The sequence below is a fragment of the Clostridium sp. BJN0013 genome (assembly GCF_040939125.1).
GTDB lineage: Bacteria > Bacillota > Clostridia > Clostridiales > Clostridiaceae > Clostridium_B.
In genome coordinates this window covers 3145270-3168974 of the sequence record NZ_CP162495.1, presented here as the reverse complement: position 1 = coordinate 3168974, position 23705 = coordinate 3145270, and the positions used below count along the sequence as shown (strand labels likewise).

General features: G+C 34.1%; 27 protein-coding genes and 1 pseudogene. 23 read left to right on the top strand and 5 right to left on the bottom strand.

Features of this window, described 5'->3' with window-relative positions; all coding sequences use genetic code 11:
* Positions 1 to 6: 6 nt before the first annotated feature.
* The 4 genes from AB3K27_RS16460 (at position 7) to AB3K27_RS16445 (ending at position 2485) form a co-directional block, all read left to right on the top strand.
* Positions 7 to 159: a hypothetical protein gene (locus AB3K27_RS16460; protein WP_368488457.1), complete on the top strand. Its 153-nt coding sequence runs from the start codon at positions 7 to 9 to the stop codon at positions 157 to 159.
* 16 nt (positions 160 to 175) lie between these two features.
* Positions 176 to 727 (top strand): hypothetical protein, encoded by a 552-nt coding sequence (locus AB3K27_RS16455; protein ID WP_368488456.1) that lies wholly within the window; start codon positions 176 to 178, stop codon positions 725 to 727.
* A 1138-nt stretch (positions 728 to 1865) separates the two neighbouring features.
* The gene (locus AB3K27_RS16450; RefSeq protein WP_368488455.1) at positions 1866 to 2087 is read left to right on the top strand and encodes a type II toxin-antitoxin system HicA family toxin; all 222 of its coding nucleotides are present in this window, start codon (positions 1866 to 1868) and stop codon (positions 2085 to 2087) included.
* Between the two features lie 44 nt (positions 2088 to 2131).
* Positions 2132 to 2485, top strand: coding sequence for a type II toxin-antitoxin system HicB family antitoxin (locus tag AB3K27_RS16445; RefSeq protein WP_368488454.1), 354 nt, complete (start codon positions 2132 to 2134; stop codon positions 2483 to 2485).
* A 106-nt stretch (positions 2486 to 2591) separates the two neighbouring features.
* Here AB3K27_RS16445 and AB3K27_RS16440 read toward each other — a convergent pair whose 3' ends face one another.
* A complete protein-coding gene (locus AB3K27_RS16440; RefSeq protein ID WP_368488453.1) occupies positions 2592 to 3215 on the bottom strand; it encodes a hypothetical protein in 624 nt (207 codons plus the stop codon).
* Positions 3216 to 3321: 106 nt separating this feature from the next.
* Here AB3K27_RS16440 and AB3K27_RS16435 point away from each other — a divergent pair, with 106 nt between their 5' ends.
* The 5 genes from AB3K27_RS16435 to AB3K27_RS16415 all read left to right on the top strand — a co-directional run bounded on the left by AB3K27_RS16435 (position 3322) and on the right by AB3K27_RS16415 (position 6328).
* On the top strand, positions 3322 to 3642 hold the full coding sequence (locus AB3K27_RS16435) for an HNH endonuclease (RefSeq protein ID WP_368488452.1): 321 nt from the start codon (positions 3322 to 3324) through the stop codon (positions 3640 to 3642).
* A gap of 87 nt (positions 3643 to 3729) precedes the next feature.
* The gene (locus tag AB3K27_RS16430) at positions 3730 to 3858 is read left to right on the top strand and encodes a hypothetical protein (RefSeq protein WP_368488451.1); all 129 of its coding nucleotides are present in this window, start codon (positions 3730 to 3732) and stop codon (positions 3856 to 3858) included.
* 45 nt (positions 3859 to 3903) lie between these two features.
* Entirely contained in the window at positions 3904 to 4218 is a 315-nt protein-coding gene (locus AB3K27_RS16425) for an AP2 domain-containing protein (RefSeq protein WP_368488450.1), read from the top strand.
* A gap of 123 nt (positions 4219 to 4341) precedes the next feature.
* The gene (locus tag AB3K27_RS16420; protein ID WP_368488449.1) at positions 4342 to 4650 is read left to right on the top strand and encodes a P27 family phage terminase small subunit; all 309 of its coding nucleotides are present in this window, start codon (positions 4342 to 4344) and stop codon (positions 4648 to 4650) included.
* Positions 4628 to 6328: a terminase TerL endonuclease subunit gene (locus tag AB3K27_RS16415; protein WP_368488448.1), complete on the top strand. Its 1701-nt coding sequence runs from the start codon at positions 4628 to 4630 to the stop codon at positions 6326 to 6328. The genes AB3K27_RS16420 and AB3K27_RS16415 overlap by 23 nt, the downstream gene beginning before the upstream one ends.
* Before the next feature lie 169 nt (positions 6329 to 6497).
* On the opposite strand, the gene AB3K27_RS16410 is transcribed toward AB3K27_RS16415, so the two are convergent.
* The 3 genes and pseudogenes from AB3K27_RS16410 to AB3K27_RS16400 all read right to left on the bottom strand — a co-directional run.
* Positions 6498 to 7301, bottom strand: coding sequence for an ExeA family protein (locus AB3K27_RS16410; RefSeq protein WP_368488020.1), 804 nt, complete (start codon positions 7299 to 7301; stop codon positions 6498 to 6500).
* 1 nt (position 7302) lies between these two features.
* On the bottom strand, positions 7303 to 8556 hold the full coding sequence (locus tag AB3K27_RS16405) for a DDE-type integrase/transposase/recombinase (protein WP_368488021.1): 1254 nt from the start codon (positions 8554 to 8556) through the stop codon (positions 7303 to 7305).
* A 386-nt stretch (positions 8557 to 8942) separates the two neighbouring features.
* A pseudogene (locus tag AB3K27_RS16400) lies at positions 8943 to 9239 on the bottom strand (DUF6431 domain-containing protein); the annotation flags it as partial.
* 278 nt (positions 9240 to 9517) lie between these two features.
* Between AB3K27_RS16400 and AB3K27_RS16395 the strand changes: the two are divergent.
* Positions 9518 to 10675: a phage portal protein gene (locus tag AB3K27_RS16395; RefSeq protein ID WP_368488447.1), complete on the top strand. Its 1158-nt coding sequence runs from the start codon at positions 9518 to 9520 to the stop codon at positions 10673 to 10675.
* A gap of 2 nt (positions 10676 to 10677) precedes the next feature.
* On the opposite strand, the gene AB3K27_RS16390 is transcribed toward AB3K27_RS16395, so the two are convergent.
* Complete coding sequence (locus tag AB3K27_RS16390; RefSeq protein ID WP_368488446.1) at positions 10678 to 10830, bottom strand: DNA-binding protein; 153 nt, start codon at positions 10828 to 10830, stop codon at positions 10678 to 10680.
* Between the two features lie 93 nt (positions 10831 to 10923).
* Between AB3K27_RS16390 and AB3K27_RS16385 the strand changes: the two genes are divergently transcribed.
* From AB3K27_RS16385 to AB3K27_RS16325, 13 genes are all read left to right on the top strand, one after another.
* A complete protein-coding gene (locus AB3K27_RS16385; RefSeq protein WP_368488445.1) occupies positions 10924 to 11700 on the top strand; it encodes an HNH endonuclease in 777 nt (258 codons plus the stop codon).
* A 50-nt stretch (positions 11701 to 11750) separates the two neighbouring features.
* Positions 11751 to 12632 carry a head maturation protease, ClpP-related gene (locus tag AB3K27_RS16380; RefSeq protein WP_368488444.1) on the top strand — a complete coding sequence of 294 codons (882 nt, stop codon included), beginning with the start codon at positions 11751 to 11753 and terminating at the stop codon, positions 12630 to 12632.
* Positions 12616 to 13812, top strand: coding sequence for a phage major capsid protein (locus AB3K27_RS16375; RefSeq protein WP_368488443.1), 1197 nt, complete (start codon positions 12616 to 12618; stop codon positions 13810 to 13812). Before AB3K27_RS16380 ends, AB3K27_RS16375 begins: the two co-directional genes overlap by 17 nt.
* 14 nt (positions 13813 to 13826) lie before the next feature.
* On the top strand, positions 13827 to 14393 hold the full coding sequence (locus AB3K27_RS16370) for a hypothetical protein (RefSeq protein WP_368488442.1): 567 nt from the start codon (positions 13827 to 13829) through the stop codon (positions 14391 to 14393).
* A gap of 4 nt (positions 14394 to 14397) precedes the next feature.
* Positions 14398 to 14715, top strand: coding sequence for a phage head closure protein (locus AB3K27_RS16365; protein WP_368488441.1), 318 nt, complete (start codon positions 14398 to 14400; stop codon positions 14713 to 14715).
* A 5-nt stretch (positions 14716 to 14720) separates the two neighbouring features.
* A complete protein-coding gene (locus AB3K27_RS16360) occupies positions 14721 to 15107 on the top strand; it encodes an HK97-gp10 family putative phage morphogenesis protein (RefSeq protein ID WP_368488440.1) in 387 nt (128 codons plus the stop codon).
* Positions 15107 to 15430 (top strand): hypothetical protein, encoded by a 324-nt coding sequence (locus tag AB3K27_RS16355; RefSeq protein ID WP_368488439.1) that lies wholly within the window; start codon positions 15107 to 15109, stop codon positions 15428 to 15430. Before AB3K27_RS16360 ends, AB3K27_RS16355 begins: the two co-directional genes overlap by 1 nt.
* A gap of 43 nt (positions 15431 to 15473) precedes the next feature.
* On the top strand, positions 15474 to 16346 hold the full coding sequence (locus AB3K27_RS16350; protein ID WP_368488438.1) for a major tail protein: 873 nt from the start codon (positions 15474 to 15476) through the stop codon (positions 16344 to 16346).
* Positions 16347 to 16373: 27 nt separating this feature from the next.
* The gene (gene gpG / locus AB3K27_RS16345; RefSeq protein ID WP_368488437.1) at positions 16374 to 16697 is read left to right on the top strand and encodes a phage tail assembly chaperone G; all 324 of its coding nucleotides are present in this window, start codon (positions 16374 to 16376) and stop codon (positions 16695 to 16697) included.
* Between the two features lie 41 nt (positions 16698 to 16738).
* On the top strand, positions 16739 to 16867 hold the full coding sequence (locus AB3K27_RS16340) for a hypothetical protein (protein ID WP_368488436.1): 129 nt from the start codon (positions 16739 to 16741) through the stop codon (positions 16865 to 16867).
* A gap of 64 nt (positions 16868 to 16931) precedes the next feature.
* Positions 16932 to 17300 carry a DUF4064 domain-containing protein gene (locus AB3K27_RS16335; RefSeq protein ID WP_368488435.1) on the top strand — a complete coding sequence of 123 codons (369 nt, stop codon included), beginning with the start codon at positions 16932 to 16934 and terminating at the stop codon, positions 17298 to 17300.
* Between the two features lie 72 nt (positions 17301 to 17372).
* The gene (locus AB3K27_RS16330; RefSeq protein ID WP_368488434.1) at positions 17373 to 17744 is read left to right on the top strand and encodes a hypothetical protein; all 372 of its coding nucleotides are present in this window, start codon (positions 17373 to 17375) and stop codon (positions 17742 to 17744) included.
* A 134-nt stretch (positions 17745 to 17878) separates the two neighbouring features.
* Entirely contained in the window at positions 17879 to 23704 is a 5826-nt protein-coding gene (locus tag AB3K27_RS16325; protein ID WP_368488433.1) for a phage tail tape measure protein, read from the top strand.
* The last annotated feature ends 1 nt before the right edge of the window (position 23705 follow it).

Sequence of the window (23705 nt, the reverse complement as noted above, 5' to 3'; positions counted from 1 at the left end):
GATAATTTGAAATTTAATATAGATGAAATTAATAAAGGTAGAATTCAACAAATAGAAATAGACTTAAAAAAAGAGTTCCGAAAAGGTAAAAGAAAGGACAAGTATAAAGTCCATAAATTGTTATCTGAAAAGGATAAACTTTTAAAACTGCTTGGCTAGAGGAGGTATTGAAGTCGTGGCTAAAAGAAATATAGATTATGAAGAAGCTGTAAAAATAGGAGTAAGAGAAGGTATAAAATATATTAAGGAGCAGGAATATTATAAGACAAAGAAAAGATATGACAGAAGATTAAGAAATACAAGGTTGCTTCTTAAACATTACAGGAATTTACAGGTGCATGATAAACTTGCCGGTAAATCAAGCAGTAGGATATATGAAAATAATGCAATAGATATTTTAGATGATATTGATCCAATTAATGATGAAGAACAATATATACAGGCTATAAGTAGAACTAAAATAAGAACTTCAATTATAGTAGCACATATAAATAAATCCATGGAGTATTATAAAGCTATATGTGAGAAGGATGGTAATGTCAAGAAAAGAAGATATGACATTATTAAATACATGTATTTGGAGCCGACTAAAGACAATATAATACCAACCTATGAGGAGACAGCAGAACATTTTGATCTTAATGTTAGAACTGTAGGTAGAGATATTAGACAAGGTATTGAAGATTTAAGTATATTATTTTTCGGGATAGATGGAATAAAACTGTGAAAATATGTCCTTGTCAAGATAGCGTCAATGTTAGTTATAAGGCTAAAATCTATTAAATATAGCTTTAAAATAGTGTCCTTTTACATGGCATTGACGTACCTTTTATAATAGTATAATATGGTATTGAGTAAAATTATAAAAATTGATATTGCGTGTATATCTGAAAATAGGTGCTGTTAAATCGGTGCCTATTTTTATATTGTTTACAAATAGTTGTTATATAGGACATTGGATTGTAACAAGTACCCATATATAATAAATGTTATAACAGATTATAAATTAGTTCCCTATTGTATGAAGATTTAACCCGGTATCTGTGGTTGCAGGGCACTTAAAACTTAAAATGCAACCGCCAGGAGCTAGTATATTAAAATTGCAGCCCTTCTCAAAATAATATTGTTAAAAATAAGCACTCGTCATCTAGAGTGCTTATTTTATATTATTTACAAATAGTTATTACATAGGACATTAGATTGTAACAAGTACCGTATATAATAAGTGTTATAACAGATTATAAATTAGTATCCCACGACATATAAATTTAAGCCAGTGTCTGTGGTTGCAGGGCACTTTAAATATGGATGCAACCACCACTCTAAATCCAATATAACAATAAAAGAAATAAGTACCCGTTATTTAGGGTGCTTATTTTTATATTTTTTAACACAAGCATAATGCCATCATAACAATTAGTGAATATAATAATGTTCAAATACCATTCATAATAACACCAAAGACATATAAATTTAACCCAGTGTCTGTGGTTGCAGGGCACCCTAAACTTAAATGCAACCGCCACAGGATAGTATAAGTTTAGACTCCTTTAAAAATAATATTGTATGAAAATAAGCACCCGTCATTTAGAGCGCTTATTTTTGTTGGGAAAAGTCGAATTATTTGAATATTGTGGATAACTTGTGGATAATTTGTAGAAATAGTGCATAAAATAATAAGTCAGGGGAAATAAGAGGTATGAAGAAAAGTTTAATCAATATGGGAAATATTTAGAGAGGCATCTAGTTTATAGGTGTCTTATTTTAATAAATATTTTTAGTTGGGTAAATTTTTTAAAAATGTAAATATACTCTTGACTTATAGTACTATATATGGTACTATAATTATAGGAGGTGAGTACAAGGTGGGGGTCGAAAAGATAATAAGTAAAATGGAAAGGCAGCCGAATGGAATAAAGTTTACTGAAATAACGAAGGTATTAAATGAGTATGGATATGAATTAGTAAGGAAGAACGGTTCACATAGACACTTTAGAAATAAAGAAGGGGATGTGATAACTATAAAAGAAGAAAACCCTTTGAAGGCTGTGTATGTTAAAGATGTACTTAGAAGAATAGGGAGATAATCCTCCTTAAATCTTCCAAGTGTAATGGCTCCTACCTTTTAGATATGGATAAAAAAGATATTAATTATTACATGAGTTTACCTTATAACTATTTAATACAGCAGGTTACAGATGAAAGTGGTAGCTATTATTATGGTAAAGTATTGGAACTTGATGGATGCCAAAGTACAGGAGAAACTTTTGAGGAAGCATATAAAAGTCTAAGGGAAGCTATGAAGGGATGGCTTGAAGTAAAATTACAATATGGAGATCCTATTCCTGAACCAACAGGAGATGAAAATTACAGTGGTAAGTTTGTTCTTAGAGTGCCAAAGAGTTTGCATAGGCAATTAGCTATTGAAGCACAGAGAGAGGGAGTATCATTAAATCAATATGCAATGTATAAGTTAAGTAGATAGAGCCTTATAATTAGGGCTCTTTTTTCGTACCATAAATTTAAAGAAAGCGAGGTGGCATTAATGGCTAAGCTTACACCAAAACAGAAAGCATTTTGTGAAGAATATCTTATTGATTTTGTATACTTCCAAAATCAATTGGAGATGGAAGATCGTAATATTTAAAAGGATCTTTACTAATTTGTGATAAATGACCATTTCCAGATATAACCCAGCAATTGTTTTGAAAATCTCTAAATGCAACTTCTACTCCAAACTTACGTGACATACCATGAGAAATATAAGGCATTTTAGCTTTATATTTACCAGGTGGAAGTATACTAAGAGCTACGCCATTTCTATTAGTAGATAATTGTTCCTCAGTTTCGTTAGGGTATTTTCTAAGTTGTAATCCATTTTCTGCATATGAACCACTATTCCCTATAGTTACTACAGTAACTACGACATCATATACCGGTTCATTTGATAAGTTATTTAATGCTACAGTGTTGTTATCTTGATTATCTTGATCTTCTTTAATCCAAGCCGATATAGTTTGAGCCTGTGATTTTAAGGCTTGTTCTTTAGTAATCTGGTAATTTTGATAGTATTGTCCAATTGAAAATGCAAGTGAAGTTAGAGATACTATTGCAGATATTATGGAGGCTATCAATGCAAATTTATTTTTAGGGAAATTGGTAATTTGTACGTGGTATTGTCTGGTTTTGGGGTTTTTCTTATGTTTATTTAGCAATTTTAACACCTCTTAGATTAAAAATTTTATTATGTATGTACAAATTATACTACAAATAAGATACTTAGTAATTTTAAAGGTCTTATTTTCTTATATTTTAAAGGAGATGGGTATATTAAACACTCAGCAATTAGTACAATGGATTAGTAATTTAATAAGACATCATAATATAAAAGCTTTTTATAATTCTGCGTTGTGGGAACATGTGAGACTAGAAGTATTAGAAGAACAACATTATGAATGTCAGATGTGCAAGTCTAAGGGTATGTATTCTCCTGCAGAGGCGGTACATCATATTAAGTTTTTAAGGCAGCATCCAGAATTAGCTTTAACTAAAAGCAATTTGATGTGCTTGTGTAAGGAGTGTCATTATGCAATGCACCATAGAGCAGAGAATAAGCCGCAGTTGAATATTGAAAGGTGGTGATACCATTAAGAGTAGGTACATGTCGTGAGACAGTAATAAATCCTACTCTTTTTATTATGCAGAATAATAAGGAGGGTAAGGTTAAAAATGAAATACAAATATAATACTTATGATTTAACTGGAGAATATGGTATAGGATATGATGCGAAGGGAAATATATTTTATTTTGATTTAGAAGATTATGACAGAATAAAAGATTTTTATTGGGCGGTATAATTACACAGATATGTAACAGGATATGTAAATAAGAATGAAGTAAGGTTGCATAGATATCTTTTAAATTATAAAGGCAATAAAGAAGTAGATCACATCAACCATAAAAGATATGATAATCGCAAGCGTAATCTAAGGATATGTAGCCGTCTTGAAAATAGCTATAATATGCCGATACAGAGCAGTAATACGAGTGGCTACAAAGGTGTAGAGTTCCATAGAAGGGTAGGAAGATGGAGGGCGAGAATAAGCGTAGGAGGTAAAAGGATAGAACTAGGTCATTTTAATACAGCATTTGAAGCGCATCTAGCTTATTGTAAGGCCTCAGAATATTATCATGGTGAATATAGCTTTACAGGATAATTTATATACCCCCCACCTAAAAAATGAGAAAATTCTATCATATTGGGAGAACGGGTAGCAGGGAAGACAAAACAGAAATCTCGCGCGTGTGAGAAAAAATAGTGTGAAAGGAGGGATGAAAATATGGCTAACGCAAGAAAAATCAAGGAATCTTTAATTAAGCAGCTTGAAAATAAAAGTGCAAATGTTGAACATTTTTTGGGTTTAATTGATGATTATATCTGGTATTTTAAAGAAGAAAAAGAGATGCAAAAGGACATAAAGGAAAGAGGACGAACATATAAGGCATTGTCTGCATCCGGATATCCAATTGAAAAAGAGAATCCCTCTGTAAAAAACGCGGTAGTGTATAATAAGCAAAAGTTAGCCATTTTAAAACAATTGGAGTTGACGACTGATAATGTAGGTTATGATGATGATGACGAGCTCTAAGCTGATACCTGAAATACAAAACTATATTGATTTAGTTCGTAGTGGAACCATAGAAATATGCAAAGAGCAATTCATGTTATGTGATTATGTTGAAAAGTGTTTTAGAGAAGAAAATCTATTTGTTGATGAAGAGCTGCTCCGTAAATATTTAAGTCTCCAAAAATATTTCCCCTTTGATTTATATGAATGGGAGATTTTTTGTTTTACCCTCCATAATTGTACTTATTCCAAACCTGGCATTTTAAGATGGCCAGATTTATTTATGTATGTCGGAAGAGGTACGGGAAAGAATGGCTATTTAAGTTTTGAAGATTTTTGTCTGATATCCGAATATAACAAAATAAAACATTATGATATAGACATATGTGCCAATGCAGAAGACCAGGCCAAGACTTCTTTTGAAGATGTGTATAATGTCTTGGAGGAAAATGAACAGAAGCTTAAAAAACATTTTAGTTGGAATAAAGAACTTATTGAAAATCTTAAAACCAAGTCTAAGTTAAGGTTTAGGACCAGCAATGCAAAATCCAAAGATGGAGGTAGGCCGGGTAAAATAGATTTTGATGAATACCATCAATATGAAGACTATAAGCTTATAAATGTATTTAAGACTGGCCTTGGTAAAAAGAAGAACCCCCGCACCACAATAACCACAACAGATGGGGATGTTAGGGGCGGACCACTTGATAGTATTAAAGCCAGGGGGCTTAGGATATTAAATGAGCAGGGCGGCGACAACGGGATGCTGCCTTTTATCTGCCGCCTTGATAATGAAAAAGAAGCAGATAATCCTAAAATGTGGCATAAAGCCAATCCTTCTTTACAATACAATGAAGAACTTTTTAGAGAGATACAGAAAGAGTATATTGACTATAAAGAAGACCCTGTAAGTAACTCTGCTTTTATGACTAAGAGGATGAATATTCCTATGGGGAATAAAGATGTTGAAGTTACCTCCTGGGACAATATACTTGCAACTAATCAATCCATACCGGATTTAACGGGCTGTACTTGTATGGCTGGAATTGACTATGCAAGTACAACAGACTTTGTCGTGGCCGGATTACTCTTCAAATATAAAGGTAAATATTATTGGATAAGTCATACATGGGTATGTAGAAATTGTAAAGATTTAGGAAGAATTAAAGCACCACTTGAAGAATGGGCGAGTGAAAAAGGCGGCAAGCTATTGACCTTTGTTGATGATGTGGAAGTATTTCCATATATTCCTGCCCGCTGGTTAGCTGAACAAGGGCAAAAGTATAATATAACTACTCTTGGGATAGATAAATATAGGCACACGTTGCTTGCCAAAGCTCTTAGGGAAGAAGGTTTTGATACAGACAAGCAGGGAGTAAATAATGTAAAACTTACAAGACCATCCGACCAGATGCTTGTCGCTCCAACTATAAACAGTTTGTTTGTAAATCATAATATTGTATATGGAAATAGTCCTTTAATGCGCTGGTATACGAATAACGCCTGTAGATGTGCAGAGAAATATGACAATATGACCTATGGTAAAATAGAACCTAAAAGTAGAAAAACAGATGGTTTTATGGCTATGATAGCAGCGTTTTGTAGTGGTGGAGTTGAGCTTGAGGACAGTGGTGAGGTGTTGATTTACACTTTGTTTTCTCCTACTTTTTTCAAACTATTTTATCCTGGCCCAATATAGATTTTCACAATAGAATATCCTTTAATCACAATAAATTAACCAACTTTTGCAAGCAAATTTAACCTATATAAGAAAAAGAGCAGATAACTGCTCTAATAAATTGTGTATTTCTTCAAAGTTTAATATATCTATTATGGAAACAAAGGTACTTTATTTACGAATTCCTCAATTAAATAAGATTTATCTCATTTTGCGCTAACATTACTGTTTCTGTATCAATAACTTTTAAGTTTTTTTGATAGCCTATCATTAAACATTTTTCAATAAGAAAATTTAGTATTCTTGTAGAACCATTACAACAAGAATTTACAGCTTCTAAAGCGTTATCGTTAAATATTTCAGTGAACACTCCACAAAGCTTTAGCCTTGAAGAAATATACTCAATAACTTCTTCTTTGGATATTCCTTCATAGTTATAGTTAATTACAATTCTTTGTTTTAAGGCTTCATGGATTTGTTTTGAAAGTATGTTGTTTAAAAGAGGTTGTCCGCAAAGTATTAGCACAGCATAATTTCTAGAGTCCATATCAAAATTTAATAGTAATTTAAGGTCATTTAAAACCTCTGTTTTCAAGTATTGTGCCTCATCTACAATAATTACAGGTGTGATTTTTTTATCCCTACATAATGAAATAATTCTTTCCTGGATTGCTTTAAACAGATCTATTTTCTTTGAATAGATTTCTACACCTAAGCCGTAGGCGAGGGATTTATAAAATTCCAATACTGTAACAGTAGATAGTGTTAGATAAATAACTTTGTATAAATTTGAGTTCAATGAATTTGTAAAACATCGTAAAGTATAGGTCTTTCCTATGCCTGACTGACCTGTAAATAGTCCTATTCCTTTAATATTTTTAAGATGCTCTAATCGTGACATTGCCTGTGAAAAATCTTGAGATTGAAAAAAGTTTTTTTCGCTTAAGCCTTTCTCAAAGGGATTAAACTCCATTCCCCAATAAGCTTTATACATTTTATTCTCCTCCATTGACTTTAGAATAATCTATAACATTTCTCTTAATCTTTGAATTATCAACCTTTTTTAATGGATAAACTGTATCGCATATATTATTGTCTTTGTCAAAAATGAATGCCTTATTTAAATCTATAGGTGAGTACCTTAAATTAATTCTTTGCCCTATATACTTTGCAGGAACTTCAAATTGAAGACAATTTAATTTAATTGTAGCGTCATTACTAACCTTTCTACTTACTCGATGTAGAAAATGGTTATCTAATTCTTCATGTGGTATAAATTTCATTTTATCCATATCTTGAATATATCTTTCTCTAGGGGTTATACTTAAAGAGGAGTGAATACAATTGATATATTTCTCATTTAAGTATTTATTGAAATCTATATTTAAGGCTTCTAACGAAGTGTAATCATTCCAATTGATGCCATTCATCCAGTTATCTTTTATAGTTCTAAAGGACCTTTCTATTTTACCTTTTGACTCTGGACTGTAAGCCTTTGTATGAATTAACTCAATTCCTAAAGAAGCACAAATTAGCTGTAACTGATCATTTTTATAGGTTCCTCCATTATCTACAAATAGTCTTTTAGGAATTCCATATTTTGAAACAGCTTTTTTAAATACAGTCTGCATATTCACCGCATTGTCTTGAAAAAAAAATTCACCATGAAGTATTAGCCGGGAGGCATCATCGATAAAGCTTATCAAGAAAGTTTTCTTCTTTTGTTGTCCAGTAACCTTAATAATAGGGCCATAGGAAGTGTCTGACTGCCAACAATCGTTTGCAAACTCCATTTCATAAGCTTTTCTATCTACAGGAGCTAATTGGCTTCTTTTCAAGTTATTTTCCCTTATGTATCTTAAAACTGTTGCTAAAGAAGTTTTACTCTCTTTAACATATCCTTCTTCAATAAGCTTTTGATAAACTAAGCTTCCTGTTATATAGGGTAATCTTTCTTTTAATTCATGAATTTTTGCAATAGCATTAGCATCAATATTTCTAGGTTGTCCTACATCGGCTCTCGCCTTAGGTATAAGTGCATCAAAACCACCATGTTTATAATTTAGAAACCACTTTTTTATGGTTCCAGAGGAAATTTTAATGTTATGTCCATTTGGTAAAGTATGTTCTTTAGACGCAATATCTCTAAAAAATTGATTTTTAGAAGCAGCTTCATAAGTTTCATTTACTAAAGGAGCTATTAAAGAGAATCTAAAAAGAGCTATGGCTTGTTTTCCTTTATCTTTCACAATGAAAAACCTCCTTAAAATATATTTGATTTGATATTACCAGGACAAGCTATCAAATTCTATTCAAGAGTTATGTGGGTTGGAAAAAGTACTCAGTAGAAGCCCCCAATATAAATTGGACGAGGTAAAACATTTTGAAACTTAAGCATTAGAAATATCCACTGAGAGTTAAAGAAATATTGGTATAAAAAGTTCCCATTCAATTGATAGTTGGCAATTGCGGGTACTATCGCATCTAGAGTAGAAGCCATGGAGGAGCTTAGGCTTCTTAAAACAGATTTACAAGAATTAAGAAATGATGAAAGTTTTGATATAAACACATAAATGACTTGAAAAGAAATAGAGAAATTCGAACTTATTTCCTTAACTTTATGCTGCTTAGAATAATATGCTGTTAGAACCTTTAAAATAAATGAAAAAGAATAAATACAATAAGGTATAATATCATTGGGCAAAATAGCGTGAGTGCTCCTACATGAAGAGCATTTAACCCTTAAAATAAGCATCTTTCTATCTTGTATATTGTCAAATTCATCAATAAGGAAGACATTTCTTTCGTAGCAGCCATGTCTAGTTAAGGAATGTTTTGCGCCACACTTTGGACAAGTATAAATAATAATTGAATAATTTTTTAAAATCCTATCATCATAATTATTGAAATTTACTGTAAAATCTATTATCATAATATTATTGGTTTGAACTATCTTTATAGTTCTATTCAGATTTGGAGAAGTAACTTTGATCGGTGGCTTCTCCATTTCTTATTTTATATCAAAAACAAAGGATAAAAGAATGTTAGATATATTTCTCATATTCTTTTATCCTTTTTTCATTCTAGTGGTTAAATTAATTTGAAATAATAACTGATATTTGAGAGCGTGTAAAATACAAATCTACAGTGAGGAAATAGATTTGGATATAGGAGTATATACTTATTAACCTTGAAAGAAGGTGAGAATTTTTGGGATTTTGGGATTGGACAAGGCATTTTTTTGGAGCAGACAAGAGCGAAATATATGTGACCCAAAAGGCCATAGAAGACAAGAAAAATAAACTTAGTATTGAAAAATTCGGCATAGTAATGGCCATTAATTTTATTGCAAATGCCATAAGCAAATGCGAGTTTAAAACATTTTTCAATGGCAAAGAAGTAAAAGGTGATGAATATTACCTATGGAATATAGAACCAAACTTAAATGAGAGCTCCACGCAGTTTTCACAGAAGCTTATAACTCATCTACTTTTTTATGGTGAAGCTTTGGTAATTGATGTGAATGGGCAGTTGCTTGTGGCAGATAGTTTTAATCAGGTTGAGTATGCAGTTATTGAGAATTATTTTACAGATGTGTCCGTCAAAACAATGAATTTTAACAGGACTTTTAAAATGTCTGAGGTAATGTATTTTAGATTAAACGATACTAATGTTCGGGTACTTCTGGCCGAATTGGTTAACCAATACGAAGACTTGACGGCCATGGCCGAGGGCAAATATAAGCGTGCCCAAGGCAGAAAAGGAATTGTGAAGCTGAATGCAGGAGCCACAGGGGATAAGGAATTTAAGAAAAAACTGGATGAACTATTCAACAACCAATTTGGGAAATATTTTGAAGCCGAAAATGCTGTTGTGCATCTACCTAAGGGTGTTGAATATGAGGAACAACAGGACACATCCGCCAAAAAAAGTACGTCGGAGATTGCTGACATAAAAGGTATAACGGCTGAGGCTTTTGATAGGATAGCACAAGCCTTTAGGATACCACCATCTTTGCTCCGGGGTGATATAGCAGATATAGGGAAAATAACAGATAACTTTTTAAGTTTCTGTATAGATCCTATAACGACAATAATTGGAGAAGAAGCAACCCGTAAAAGATATGGGAAACGGGATTTCTTAAAGGGCTCATATGTAAAAATTGATACAACGTCAATTCGACATATAAATGTTTTTGATGTATCTGAGGCATTTGATAAGCTTATTGCTAGCGGTGGCTATAGTATAGATGAATTAAGGGTCAAGATAGGCGATACTGCATTAAACACTGGGTGGAGCCAAAAGCATTGGATAACTAAAAATTATCAAGAAATAAATGCAATTGGAAACAACGAAAATAATGTTTAAATTTATTTCTTAATAGACTTCATGTAGTTTTCTAATATAGTAATAACCATATTATTAAAACTTCTATTTTCTTGCTTTGCTAATTCTTCAAGACGTTTTTTTAATTCTTTAGAAAAAGTTATGTTAGTTCTGGTATTTTTATCACTTACAGTCATATGAATCACTCCTTTTAAACACACATTACCATGATATTAAAATGTTGTCAAGGTGGTATCGTAGTGGTATAATATAGATAAGGAGTGATGGGAATGAAAACAAAAATATGTACTAAATGTGGCAGAGAATTGAACCTCAATTACTTTAATAAAAATAAAAATAATAAAGATGGTTTAAATTATTGGTGTAAGGAATGTGTAAAAAAGTACAAGAAAAAGTATTATGAATCTAATAAAGAGCGCATTTCTAAAAAATTAAAGCAATATGCAAAGGAACATAAGTTGGATAAAAAAGATTATGATAAAAAATATAGAGAAAAAAATAAAAAAAGAATCAAAGAAGTCCAGAAACAATATTACGAGAGGAACAAAGAAACTCTTTGCAAAAAGCATAAAGAATATGCAAAAATATATGTAAAAAATAACAAAAAACGCATATCAGAAAAATACAGTATATACAGAGAAAAGAATAAAGAACGTGAAAGAAGGAGGCAAAAAATTTGGCAAAAAAATAATAAGGAGCTTAGTAATATTAGAACTAATCGCAGGAGAGCCAGAAAAAGAAAACTGCCGCATAATTTTACAAGCAGTCAATGGGACAAAACCAAAGAGTACTTTAACAATAGATGTGCATATTGCGGTAAGAAAGTGCCATTAGAGCAAGAGCATTTTATACCACTTTCTAAAGGCGGAGGATATAGCATGGGCAATATAATCCCAGCATGTAGAGCTTGCAATGCTAGTAAAAGTGATAAAGATTTTTTTGAATGGTATCCTGAGTATAAATATTATTCAGAAGAAAGGGAAAATAAAATACTTGACTTTTTAGGCTATGGTTTTGATGAAAAATTAGCAGATAGCACTTACTGAAAGGTAGGTGTTTTTATTTTACCAAAAATTGATGAATGGAGGTGAAGGAAATGGCCAAGATTCTGGAATTTAAAAGTAAAGATAAATCTGGCAAAGAAAAAGTGAATGGGAAGATGGAAATAAAAAACCAAACTGAAAGCTCCTCGGAGCTTTATTTTTATGGCGATATTTGCGGCTCGACATGGGACAAATGGCAGGATGAAGATAAATGTCCACAGGATGTAACAGACTTTTTAAATCAGCTTGAGGGTAATAAGGATGTGAATATCTATATCAACAGCGGCGGCGGTGATGCCTTTGCAGGATTAGCCATATACAACACATTAAAAAGAAATCCAGCCAACAAAACTGTACACGTAGACGGAGTAGCAGCAAGTGCCGCATCCGTGATTGCCCTGGCTGGGGACAAAGTAATAATTCCTAAAACAGCGCAATTCATGATACACAAAGCGTGGGGCATTTGTATAGGTAACGCCAATGATATGAGAAAGTATGCTGATGATTTAGATAAATGTGACGAATCAATTCTAAATGTATATATGGAAAATGTAAAAGAAGGTGTCAAAGCCGACACTATAAAACAAATGGTAGATGATTCCACCTGGATGACTGGCGAAGATGCGGCGAAATACTTTAATGTTGAAGTTGGAGAAGGCTTGACTATTGCGGCATATGCAGATAGCCAGTTTTTTTCTATGTACAAAAATCTTCCTGAGTGCCTGAAAGATAAAGTCCAAAAATCTAAGGCTAAGGACAGTAATAATGCAAAGGTACAGCAGGAACTTAAACAGCTCATTAGGGAACAAATTTTGCAAATACAAAAGGAGTCCAAGACACCTAAAGAGCCTAAACAACAGCAGACCAATGCTGAAAAATTGATGGAAATATTTAAAAAGAAAATGGAGGATGATAATAATGACAATGAAGAGTAAAGATTTAATTCAACAAGAACTAAAGCAAAAATTGGTAGATGCCTTTAAGTCTGACAATCCGGATGGTATAACACAGGCTTTTACTGATTTTGCTGAATCTGTACAGCAAAACGTACTTGAAGAATATAATGCATACCAGAAAACACAGGATTCAAACATACTAGCTAAGAGAGGTATGCACCAGCTTACATCCGCAGAGCAGAAGTATTATGGAAAGCTGATTGAAGCCATGAAGTCGAGCAATCCGAAACAGGCAATAACTGATATAGATATAGCTTTTCCGGAAACTATAATTGACAATGTGCTGGAAGATATAAAGACAGCGCATCCGCTGCTTGATGCTATAACTTTTACCAATACAACTATACTTACTAAAATGCTTGTAAATAAGCAGGGGTCACAACTTGCTGAGTGGGGTGAGTTAAATTCTGGAATAACTAAAGAGTTGCAGGGAGTTATAGGCAAGATTGATTTAACTATCTGTAAACTTACTGCTTATATGCCTATTAGTAAAGATATGTTAAATATAGGACCTACATGGGTGGATGCATATGTAAGGGGAACTTTGAGTGAAGCCCTGGCGCTTGCGCTTGAAACTGCAATTGTAGACGGTACTGGTAACAATGAACCTATAGGCATGGATAGATCTGTAGCAGATAATGTAACTGTAACTGGTGGTGTGTATCCAAAGAAAACTCCTGTTACTTTAACTGCATTTGACCCTGTGTCTTATGGGACAATACTTGATATAATTTCTCAAGCACCTAATGGTAAAAGAAGACCAGTGCCAGGCGTTGTTCTAATTGTTAATCCATCTGATTACTTCACTAAGGTTTTCCCGGCGACAACTTTAAGAACGACAAACGGGACCTATGCAACTAATGTTTTTCCATTTCCAACTACTGTTATCCAGTCTCCGGCTATACCAGTAGGTCAAGCTGTGGTAGGGCTTGCGAGAAGATACTTTATGGGTATTGGTGGTGGTACCTCTGGCGGTAAAATTGAGTACTCTGATGAGTTCAAATTCCTTGATGATGAAAGAGTGTATACCGTAAGAATGTATGGTAATGGCAGGGCACTTGATGATAACGCATTTATTCTTTTGGATATAAGTGGTGTTGTTCCGGCAGATTTTGAAGTACAGGTTACTAATGTCGTAAAGACCAAAGAACAGGCTTAATTGAGGTGGTTTAAATGGCCAATACGATTGTAGAACAGCTATTGTCGGAAGTTAAATCTAATCTTCATATAACCTGGCAGGATGAAAATACGGATAATAATGTAAGAGGTTATATAGCAAGAGGGATGGCACGCCTTACAGATATTGCAGGTGTGCCTTCTCTGGATTTTATGGCAGACGACCAGCCCAAGGCTTTACTTCTGGATTATTGCAGATATGCAAACAGCCAGGCGCTTGAGATGTTTGAAAAGAATTTTGCAAGTGAACTCTTGGACCTGCATTTACAATACCAGTTTAAAGAACCACAAAAACTATTAGTTGTGTCTATTGTGGGTACAGCAGGGCATACAAAAATAAAGGTATCCCCCGGGCTTGATGATGGTGACAGCTATGTGTATAAGCTTGGTACAGGATTCCTCCTCCCTGGTTATTTTGATATCTGTGACAGCATTGGAGGTTATACTTCCTGGGATGGAATTTCCGACATAGGCGCAACGGCAGGTAGTGAAATATTGGTGGTCGAGGTAGACGCGGATAGCAAGGCAATTAGAGCAGGAAAAGCCACTGTGGTAGTGGGGTGATAATATGAGAATCAAGACGCCGACTGAATTTATTTCTTTCTCTGATGGTGTATGCACTATCTACACCGAAGATGATGACGGACAGAAAAATAACAAATATGAGAACCTGGGATTTTCTAAACGTGTCTTGGGGCTTACAAGGTTTTTTCAGGCTGACGCTAATCAAATGAAAGTAGATAAAGTTATAAGAATACCACAGCTTGATAATATAGATACTTATGACCATGTAACTATTGGTGAGACGGATTATGACATTATGATAATTCAGGATAAATATGATACCAATCCGCCGAGTATAGATTTGACATTGCAATTGAGGTGATAAAATTGGGAGTTGATATTGAATTTACCGGAATGTCTGAACTTATCGAAAAACTTCAAGTTACAAACGCTAAATTTAGTAGTGTTGAAAATAGGGCGCTTAAAGCAGGCGCACAACCTATTCTTGATGATATGAAAAATACTACTGCATTTAAAGATGATACTGGAGATTTAAGAAAAGCCTTGGCAGTTGGAAAAATAAATACTAAAAATGGAGTTAAATCTATCAAAATCGGTGTATCACAAGGAGATATAAGCAAAGCTTATTATGGCAAATTCATTGAGTTTGGAACTTCTAAAATGCCAGCTCGCCCATTTATACAACCCGCCTATGAAAGACATAAAAGGGAAGTTGCAGAAATAATAAAAGAAGAAATTCGGAGGGCTTTATAATGAATGATATAGAAAATATTTTAAAACCTATAGGGGTTCCAGTCAAGCATCTGTTTTATGAAGGCCGAGCAGATCCCTATATAACATATCAGTTTTATAATGAGTACGGAGAAGCTTTTGCAGAAGATAAGGAAATAGCTACAACATATTCAGTTCAGATAAATATTTTTACGAAAGGTAGCTTTGAAGATTTATATATACAGGTTCTAAATTTAATGATTGCCACAGGTTGGTATCGAACCTATGCAACAGAGGACTATGAACCTGATACAAAACTTAATCACAAAATAATAAGATTTCAACAGGCAGAAGAGCATTTATAGAAGTGTTCTTTTTTATTTTAGAAGATTTAAGGAGGAATAAATAATGGCAAAACATAGTGGACAGGTAGGATTAAAAAATTTAGTATATGCAATAATGCATGATGATGGGATAAGCTATGATGCACCTAAACTATTAAGTCCTGCAATACAGGCTAAAATAACACCAAAAACTAATACTGCTACGCAGTATGCAGATGATAAATCAGTCGAAAATTCTACTACCCTTGGAGAGATAGATGTTGAATTGCAAACTCAAGATGTGCCTCTGCAATCCCAAGCCGATTTACTAGGGCATACTATAGACGATAATGGGGTATTAGTCCACAGTGGAAATGATAATGCCCCATATGTGGCTATAGGGTTTAAATCTTTAAAAGGAGATAATACTTATAGGTTTGTATGGTTATTAAAAGGAAAATTTGAAGAAATAACAGAAGAATACAAAACTAAGTCTGATAAAGTAGATTTTGCTACTCCAAGTCTTAAGGCTACATTTGTTACAAGGGATGATGATAATTGGAAATTTGTTGCTGATGAAAATAATGGTATGGATGCAGACGCAATGACACATTGGTTTGATGTAGTATATCAACCTAATATTGATACGGCACCTCTTACAGCAATTACTACACCAGCAGATGAAGCTACGGGAGTAGCTGCTAATAGTGGAGTAAATTTTGTATTTAATAAAGTAATAAATCAGTATACTGTAGATGATTCATCCGTATTCTTGCTTAAAGCAGATGGTACGCCAGTGGATTCCACTATAGTTATTAGTACGGATGCCAAAACTGTAACATTAACCCCTAAAAATGCATTAGAAGCTGGAAGTTATATTGCTATAGCAACAAAAGCAGTTAAAACTTCTCAAGGGTCTAAACTTGCAAATAATATTGTGGTTAATTTTACAGTGTAGTAAAAATCTAATAGGAGGAATTTATATATGGAAAATGTAACGATAAAATTAAATGACAATGAATATACCATGCCCCACCCAAAGGCAAGAGTTGTAAGGGATACGCTTAAATTTATAAATGATTCTAAAATAAATTATGCAAATGTGAAGCCGGAAGATTTAGATACAATTGTAGGATATATATGCGATGTATTCGGTAAACAGTTTGAACCAGATGATGTATACGACGGCTTAAATGCCGAAGAAATAAACCCTAAATTTGATGAATGTATAAGTGCAATAATAAGTAACTTAGGGTTACATTTAGATAGATTCCCAAACAAGGAAACTCCAGAGAAAAAGGAAAAGTAACTCTGGAGGATTTTATAAAAGATATATATTTAGATAGGTTAATGGCAGGCGAATCCTTAGAATCCATAGATAATATGGATTTTTTTTATTATCTTGATTTACTTGCATATAAAGCAAATAAAGATGAAGATAAAGAAATTAATAGAACCACTATTGAGAATTTGATTTAATACTGATAGTGGAAATATATTCTTCTTTTTGATATTATAGAGGTATTAGAAGGGGGATTTTTGCATGAAAAAAACTGCTTTTATTTTAGGTATAATTGCTGGAGTTGTTGGTATAATTAGTTGTGGTGGATTATTATATGTGGGATTAAATTCACCAGCTACTGATAAGAATGCAAATGATGTTATAATTGCAGCTTCCATTGGGATTATTTTTCAAATAATTGGGCTTGTATATGCCTTGATGGTTGAAAGTAAAACTAAAACGGCTGGAAAGGTTATGATAGTGGCTGGAATATTTGATTTTATTGCTGCTTTCTTTTCCACAATAGGAGATAGTCCTATAACCTTTATATCATGCCTTATAGTATTTGTTTTATTTTTAATTTCTGGTATATTTGCAATCAAAGCGTCTAAGGAAACTATTGCAGAATAAAAAGAGATATTTTGAAAGCCTTATTCCAAGGCTTTTTTATTTTGGTAAGAATCGGGAGGAGGTGAGTATGTAATGGAAGAAGAAATTAGCTCCCTAGCGGTAAGAGTGGCGTTAGATGATTCCAACTTTAGTAAGGGAATTCAAAATTTAAAAAGAAATTTAGGAACAATTGATAGTGAATTTAAAGCTAGTGTTGCCGGTGTTAAGGACTGGGGCAAAAATCTTGATGGCTTAAAAGACAATGCCCAATCTTTAGGAGATAAAATAGAAGTTCAACGTAAAATAGTTCAAAGTTATTCAGAGCAATTGGAAAAATCTAAAAAGACTCTTGAAGAAAACTCTAAAAAAATGATGGACTTAAAAAGTAAGGTTGATGCTGCAAAAACTGCATATGAAGAAAGTAAGGCTGTCTTAGGTGCAGAAAATGAAGAGACAAAAAACTAGAAAAAAATCTTAATGATCTTACTGACAAATATAAAAATAACGAGAGAACTGTCCTGAATAACAATAAAACTATTCAAGGCTATACTATTCAACTTAACAATGCACAAGGAAGACTGAAAAATTTTGAAAGCCAATTGGATAGTACAAATAGAAAAATTGCTAACTTTAAATTAACGTCTCTAAGCGCCTCCTTGAAAGAAAGTGGAGAAAGATTTAAAACTGTTGGAGATACTGCTGGAAGAATGGGGGACACTTTGTTAATGCTGTCTGCTCCATTAGTTGGTATTGGCGTAGCAGCCGGTAAGGTTGGGATAGATTTTGAAACTTCTATGAGCCAAGCTTCTGGAGCCTTAAATAAACCTATTAGTCAAATGGGAAGTCTAAGAGAACTTGCTTTAAAAACGGGGGCAGATACCCAGTTTTCAGCGACAGAGGCGGGAAATGCTATAACAGAGCTTGCTAAAGGAGGGCTCACAGAAGCCCAAATTAAAACTGGTGCACTTGATGCAACAATGAAATTAGCAGCCTCATCCGGTATGCAGCTTGGTGATGCAGCCAATACAATAGTTCAAGCTATGGGTGCCTTTGGATTATCTGCAGGGCAAGCGAGTGAGGCGGCAAATGCACTTGCAGGAGCTGCTGCAGCATCTTCAACAGATGTAGAACCCTTAACAGAAGGATTGGCTCAGTGCTCGGCACAAGCTAATCTGGCAGGTTGGTCTATTCAAGACACTACGGCAGCATTAGGAGCTTTTGCCGATAGAGGGGTTGTTGGATCAGATGCAGGTACTTCTTTAAAAACTGCACTTCAAAGGTTAGGAGCCCCAACAGATGAAGCAGCGGCAAAAATGAAAGAATTAGGTATAAATGTATGGGATGGTAGTGGCCATATGAAAGATGCTGCCGGTATTGCTCAAGAGTTACAAACTCATATGGGAAAGCTATCTGATTCTTCAAGCCAATCCGCAATGAGTATAATCTTTGGTTCTGATGCGACACGTGCCGCAAGTATCTTAATGAGCAATGGCGCGGAAGGTATACAGAAGTATACTAAAGCAACTAATGATCAGACATCCGCATCAAGACTTGCTAATACTCAGATGGGCGAAACTCAAAAGGCTATCGAACAAATGAAGGGTTCCCTTGAAGCTACAGCTATAAAGCTAGAGGAAAATTTTGCGCCAACAATAAAAAGTATTGCTGACACAGTAGGAAAATTGGCAGATGCATTTGGGAATTTAAGCCCTGGAACACAGAAATTAATTGTTGATTTTACTGGCGTTACTGTTGCAGCTGGTGCTACTTTAAAAGTATTTGGTGGTTTAGCTAAAAGTGGAGGTAATATTTTAGATTTTTGGAGTAAATACGTAAAAAAATCTGCAGAGATGGGGACCGCATCCAAAGTTGCGGAAGAAGGTATAAAGAAAGCAGGCATTGCTGCCGCAGAAACCGGAGCTGCAACGGCAGGTGCGACAGCTGCTAGTGGTGGATTTATAGCAAGCTTAGGAAGTGCAGCATTGGCAGCAGGACCATATGTACTTGCCATTGCTAGAGTTGCGGCTGCAGGATATGGGGTATACAGAGCATATAAAGCAGCTACAGACCAGACAATACCACAGGTAGACTTATTTGCAGATAAGGTTGAACAAACATCAAAGCGTGTTCAACTTGCAGAAGGGCAGACAGCTGTGTCGTTTCAAGAACGGACGATAAAGATATCGAAGAGTACTAAAGAAGCTGTTAGTTCTTATATGAAAATGGATGATAGTTTTAAGAAGACTATGATGGATATATATATAGATGCTGATAAATTTAGTAACCAAACTAAACAGTCTGTTATAAGTCAATACACCGAAATGGTCAATGGCGCTAAAGATTTAAGTGCAGGTATGAAAACAGATTCAATCAACCAGTTTAAACAATTAGTAACACAAACAGGGAATCTTAGCAAAGAAAATGTGGAAAAAATTATTGCTCAATATACACAAATGGTAAATAAAGTATCTGGATTAAGTACACAACAAAAAAATACTATGATTAAAAATTTTAGGGATACTTTAACTCAGTCTGTGGGTATAACACAGCAACAGGTCAATAGTATAGTTCAACAAATCACGGCAATGGGAACTAAAATTAAAACCGCTATGGATAAGCAAAATAATGATAGATACACAAAGATGAAAAGCTTCTTTGATAAAAGTAGTGCCTTAAATGCTCAGGATGAACAAAAAATACTACAAAATATGCAGGCTTATAATAATAATAAAAAGCAAAAAATAACTGAATATCAAGCACAAATAACAGCTATATATCAGAGGGCATCAAATAATCATAGGGATTTAACAGAGCAGGAACAACAGGAGGTAAATTCTCTTCAGGATAAGATGAGAACCAATGCGGTTCAAAGTCTTTCAGATAATGAAATTGAAAGCAAAGTTATACTTGAAAGAATGAAAAGCTATGGTACCAGTATTACGGAACAGCAGGCACAGGGTGTAATAAAAAGTGCCAACAAACAACGTCATGGGGCTATAGCAGCAGCTAACGACCAATATGATAAGACTGTTGCCGGCTTTATATATCAGAGAGACGTTACTCATTCCCTTACAGCTGATCAAGCTGATAAATTAATTGCAGATGCAGGAAGGCAAAGAGACCAAAGTATTCAGGCGGCTAAAGACCAGAGGGATCAAGTTGTAGGCCATCTCACTGATATGAATAAAAATGTATCTTCTGAAATAGATACAACTACAGGTGATGCTTTAGGTAGATATGATAAATTTATAAAAAGTCTTAGCGAAAAATGGAAAAATTTAGTCGAAGGAATTAAAAAGAAGTGGACAGATTTTAAAAAGTGGTTAAGTTCATTACGGGGTAGTGGTTCAAGTGATGAAAAGATTGGTACGGTTGTAGGTGGCTATATTCCTGAAGAAGGGTATGCTTCTGGTACTAACAACGCCTCTCCTGGTTGGCATATAGTCGGTGAAGAAGGACCCGAACTTTATTATTTTGCTGGTGGTGAAACTGTCATAGACGCAAATTCTACAGACAATATATTAAAACAAGTAAATAAAAGTAATAATCCATCCGGAAATGATACTGGAGAGCAATTAAAATCCACAGAAGAATATGGGGCAAATCTAAATAAATATTTTGCCAGAGGAATGGAAAATAGTGTATCTTCAATATCAAAACCATTAAATACACTAGAATCTAACATAAATACCTTAATGACTTCCTTAATACAAAAATATCTTGATTATGGACAGCAGGGTAATAAGAATTTTGGACTAGGTATAGAAGGAAGTTCAGCTTCTGTTATAAATTCTATAAAAGCTTTAAATTCTAACATAGGAAATTTAGCTATAAGCTTTTCACAATCATTTAATACTCATGGCCAAAACTCTATGAATAATTTAGGAGCTGGTATAACCGGAAATGAAAATATTGTAACAAATGCCAATACTAAAGTAACAACTGATAATGAGAATATTTTAGACGATTATTCTAGGGCTCATACCGATTATGGCACTGAATCTATGGATAACTTAGATAATGCTATAACTGGTAATGAAAGCGTAGTTACAAATGCCAATACCAAAGTAACTACAGACAATAAAGCTATACTAAGTAATTATGTACAGCTTCATACAACCTATGGTGCCTCGTCTATGAATAATTTAACTGCTGGAATAAATAATGGTGCTTCAAATGTGCTAACAGCAACAAATAAAGTATCTTCAGACAATAAAGCTGTTTTAAATGCTCTTGCCGCATCTGCCAATCCCATAGGACAGGATGTCACCAATGGTCTTTCAGCTGGTATGAAATCTGCCGAGGATAACGCAGTTAGCATTGCTCATGAACTTACCCAAAAGGTTATTGAGGCGTTTACCGGGCCGGAAGGCTTTGATATACATTCACCTTCTAAAGTAACATTTCCAATAGGTGAAAATGTAATACAGGGTTTTATAAACGGTATGTCGTCAAAAGATGTTCTCACTTTCTTCCAAAATAAAATTGGGGCTATGATTGATTATGCCCAGGGTGCTAGTGGACAAATATCTCAATGGCTGACTGCTGCGCTTGGCATTACCGGGACTCCCATGAGTTGGCTTCCAGGATTAATACAATTAGTTAAAAGAGAATCCGGTAGCAATCCACTTGCCTATAACAGTATAAGTGTTGGAGGAGAACATGCGACTGGGCTTATGCAGATGCTCAGAAGTACTTTTACAGAAAATATGATGCCCGGTTTAAACGATATATTAAATCCAATAGCAAATGCAGCCAGTGCCATAAGATACATTAAAAAAAGATATGGGAATGTAATGAACATTCCTAATTTGTTCAGTGGTAATTATATTGGTTATGCATCAGGCACAACCAACGCCATAGCTGGCTGGAGAATTGTCGGCGAAAATGGACCTGAACTTGAGTACTCTGCCGCTGGTGGAGAAACTATTTTAAATGCCAATGATACATCAAAGATTTTAAGTATTGGTTCATCGGGTGATGCTGGCAAAACCATAGGAGCTTCATTGGTTGAAGGTATGGCAGATGGGATAAAGAGTAAGGTTAGTCTAATAAGTAATGCAATGTCTAATCTAGGTAAAGCTATAAGTGATGCTTTTGGAAATTCACTTAAGAAATATGATGCCTGGGATGAGTTTAAAAATGAACTTGCTAAAGCTTTGAATGACAATGAGGTGTATATAAATAACAGTGTAGTTAAACTCAATACCGCACTTGCTAATTCTGTTATGAATGAAAGAAATGCAAGAAGTAAATATTTTGAAGATTATAATAAAGGTGCTATTACTGCTGATGCAGCTATTACCAGGCTGGATGTTGACATAAAAAACCTCCAAACCTCTACAGGTGATTTTGAAACAGATACAAGGAATTTATTAGGTGTTATGACTGACCAGAGCACAGAAATAAATATTCTTACAGCTGAATACAATAAGCTTGGCAATCAATACGGCTACAATTCAGATAAAGCCCTTGATATGCTTAAAAAAATACAAGATGTAAGAGATGCATACCAAAAGACTGGTAAGGATATTCTGGATTTAGTTGATAATCTAAAGAAAAGTACCATAGATGATATTAATGAGGTTAGTGATAAAATTAAAGATGCATTAAAGCAGAGGTACCAGGATGAACAGGATGCCGCAGAAAAGCAGATTAACCTTGCTACAGATACCCAGACTAAAATATTACAGGCGAAAATAGATGCCCTGGATAAACAGGAAAATGCACTTGATATACAATACCAGGATGAAGATGATGCTGATAAGGAAGCCGAATTAAGACGACAGTTAAATATGCATTATGGGGCTGAAAAGAAAAAAGAGCTCCAGGAGGAACTTGATGAACTTATAAAAACCAGAGAGAGACGTAAGCAAAAAGAAGCTCTTGACCAGCAGAAAGATGATTTGCAAAAACAGATTGACCAGATTAAAGAAAATAGCGACCAGATGATTAAAAATATAGAAGAATTCTATGCTGATAAACTCAAGGATGCGAATATAGATGCAGAGGCACAAAAAATGATAGTAAATAATAACCAAAGTGAAATAATAAATTTACTTAAAAGTTATGGCAAAGATTATGAATTGGCGGGTTCTTCTTTGGGTGATAGGCTTGTAGCAGGACTTGAAAATTCATTAAGTGTAATCCCAAATATAATAAGCAATTTAAAAGAGCAAATTAACAGCTTGAATACAGATATAAATTTATCTTCAATAAGCCCAACCATTGTTAATACGAATAATTCTGTGCAGACAAATAATATTTCATTGGATGCTATAAAACAGGCTACACAGCAGGCTGTTCAATCCATAGTGTTGGTAAACAAAACTATATTAGATGGCAAACAACTATCGGAGGGCACCACAAAATATGACAATATAAACCAAGGGTATAATTTGGCGCTGGCACAAAGGGGGTTGTAAT

Excerpts from the sequence above, each read along its gene's own strand:
- AB3K27_RS16420 (WP_368488449.1), top strand. The coding sequence starts at position 4,342 with ATGGCTAACGCAAGAAAAATCAAGGAATCTTTAATTAAGCAGCTTGAA.
- AB3K27_RS16435 (WP_368488452.1), top strand. The coding sequence starts at position 3,322 with ATGGGTATATTAAACACTCAGCAATTAGTACAATGGATTAGTAATTTA.
- AB3K27_RS16415 (WP_368488448.1), top strand. The coding sequence starts at position 4,628 with ATGATGATGATGACGAGCTCTAAGCTGATACCTGAAATACAAAACTAT.
- gpG (WP_368488437.1), top strand. The coding sequence starts at position 16,374 with ATGGAAAATGTAACGATAAAATTAAATGACAATGAATATACCATGCCC.
- AB3K27_RS16370 (WP_368488442.1), top strand. The coding sequence starts at position 13,827 with ATGGCCAATACGATTGTAGAACAGCTATTGTCGGAAGTTAAATCTAAT.
- AB3K27_RS16365 (WP_368488441.1), top strand. The coding sequence starts at position 14,398 with ATGAGAATCAAGACGCCGACTGAATTTATTTCTTTCTCTGATGGTGTA.
- AB3K27_RS16385 (WP_368488445.1), top strand. The coding sequence starts at position 10,924 with ATGAAAACAAAAATATGTACTAAATGTGGCAGAGAATTGAACCTCAAT.
- AB3K27_RS16410 (WP_368488020.1), bottom strand. The coding sequence starts at position 7,301 with ATGTATAAAGCTTATTGGGGAATGGAGTTTAATCCCTTTGAGAAAGGC.
- AB3K27_RS16375 (WP_368488443.1), top strand. The coding sequence starts at position 12,616 with ATGACAATGAAGAGTAAAGATTTAATTCAACAAGAACTAAAGCAAAAA.
- AB3K27_RS16355 (WP_368488439.1), top strand. The coding sequence starts at position 15,107 with ATGAATGATATAGAAAATATTTTAAAACCTATAGGGGTTCCAGTCAAG.
- AB3K27_RS16380 (WP_368488444.1), top strand. The coding sequence starts at position 11,751 with ATGGCCAAGATTCTGGAATTTAAAAGTAAAGATAAATCTGGCAAAGAA.
- AB3K27_RS16390 (WP_368488446.1), bottom strand. The coding sequence starts at position 10,830 with ATGACTGTAAGTGATAAAAATACCAGAACTAACATAACTTTTTCTAAA.
- AB3K27_RS16430 (WP_368488451.1), top strand. The coding sequence starts at position 3,730 with ATGAAATACAAATATAATACTTATGATTTAACTGGAGAATATGGTATA.
- AB3K27_RS16445 (WP_368488454.1), top strand. The coding sequence starts at position 2,132 with ATGGATAAAAAAGATATTAATTATTACATGAGTTTACCTTATAACTAT.
- AB3K27_RS16335 (WP_368488435.1), top strand. The coding sequence starts at position 16,932 with ATGAAAAAAACTGCTTTTATTTTAGGTATAATTGCTGGAGTTGTTGGT.
- AB3K27_RS16350 (WP_368488438.1), top strand. The coding sequence starts at position 15,474 with ATGGCAAAACATAGTGGACAGGTAGGATTAAAAAATTTAGTATATGCA.
- AB3K27_RS16330 (WP_368488434.1), top strand. The coding sequence starts at position 17,373 with ATGGAAGAAGAAATTAGCTCCCTAGCGGTAAGAGTGGCGTTAGATGAT.
- AB3K27_RS16340 (WP_368488436.1), top strand. The coding sequence starts at position 16,739 with ATGGCAGGCGAATCCTTAGAATCCATAGATAATATGGATTTTTTTTAT.